This is a genomic window from Rhodoferax sp. RT5P35 (assembly GCF_056521385.1).
Window position 1 is genome coordinate 1 of record NZ_JBWMAX010000118.1, and the last position, 1,457, is coordinate 1,457.

At 57.9% G+C, this 1,457-nt stretch carries 1 protein-coding gene and 1 pseudogene; both read left to right on the plus strand.

Annotated features, from left to right (window positions below):
• Positions 1–457, plus strand: a pseudogene (locus tag AC097L_RS24155) (bifunctional proline dehydrogenase/L-glutamate gamma-semialdehyde dehydrogenase PutA); the annotation flags it as partial.
• On the plus strand, positions 408–1,457 hold a 1,050-nt coding region (locus AC097L_RS24160), incomplete at its 3' end, for a proline dehydrogenase family protein (RefSeq protein WP_479589264.1). The pseudogene AC097L_RS24155 and the gene AC097L_RS24160, both read left to right, overlap by 50 nt.

Below are 1,457 nucleotides of genomic sequence, written 5' to 3' on the forward strand. Positions count from 1 at the left end.
GGCCCAATTGGCAGACGTTCGTGTGCGCATCGAAGGGTTCGGTGCAATGTGCGAGCAGGACGCAAAGCATCGAATGATGCACGAGGCTAAACTTGACGCAAATCAGCTTAAGACAACCCAGGAACTGGCCTCCAGATTCGCCCTGGGCGTCCGCAAGGCTCGCCTGGATGCCGGTAGCATCGACTTGCTCACGCAGGAATTTTCGCTGGACAGTCAGGAAGGCATCGCGCTGATGTGCCTGGCAGAAGCCATGCTTCGTGTTCCCGATACGGAAACGCGAAACAAGCTGATTCGAGACAAGGTGGTTGGGCAGGACTGGCAAAGGCACGTTGGACAGTCTTCGTCACTGTTCGTGAATGCAACGGCATGGGGGCTGGCAATCACCGGGAAGCTGCTCAAACAACCCGATGAAAAGTCCCTTGCCAACGCTGTCGGCCGTGCTCCGCCGCAGTGGTGAAGGCGCCGTTCGCGCAGGCGTCTCGTTTGCCATGGGACTGCTGGGCAAACAGTTCGTGACGGGACAGACGATTGAGGAGGCGATCACGGAAGCTCGCCCTCGTGAGAAGGTAGGCTACCGTTATTCCTACGACATGTTGGGAGAAACGGCGCTCACACCCGATGATGCCGACGCTTATTTCAAGGCATACGCGCATACCATCGAGATGGTTGGCAAGACCGCCGGTCGGCTGGGACCCATTGAGGGTCCAGGTGTCTCGGTCAAGCTCACGGGGCTGCACCCTCGCTATGAAGTGACTCAGCATGCGCGTGTGATTGCCGAGATGTACCCGCGTTTGCTTCAACTGGCGCGAGCGGCAAAAAAATGGAACATCGGCTTCCACCTCGACCAGGAAGAGGTGGCTCGTTTTCCGCTGACGCTGGAGATGCTTGAGCGTCTCTCGCACGAACCCGAGCTGGTCGGCTGGGACGGGCTTGGCATTTCATTGCAGGCCTACCAAAAACGCGGCCGAGCGGTGGTTGACTACGTCATTGGGCTCGCCCGCGCAACGAACCGACGCATCTTGGTGCGTTTGGTCAAAGGTGCCTACTGGGACACCGAGGTCAAGCGCTGCCAATCCTTGGGGATGGCCAGCTATCCCGTGTTCACCCGGAAGGTCCACTCGGATGTCAGCTATTTGGCCTGCGCCAAGGCGCTGCTGAGTGCGCAGGACGCCATCTTTCCTCAGTTCGCGACCCACAACGCATTTTCGATTGCTGCTGTCCACACACTTGGACAAGGCAAGGAGTACGAATTCCAATGTCTGCACGGTATGGGCGAGACTGTTTACGACCAAATCGTGGGACCGTCGAACCTCAACAAAGCGTGCAGGGTCTATGCGCCTGTCGGCCCGCACGCCACGTTGCTCGCGTACCTGGTCCGTCGACTCATTGAGAATGGAGCGAACACTTCGTTCGTGAATCAGGTCGTTGATTCGTCGATTTCAATCGATGAAATCGTT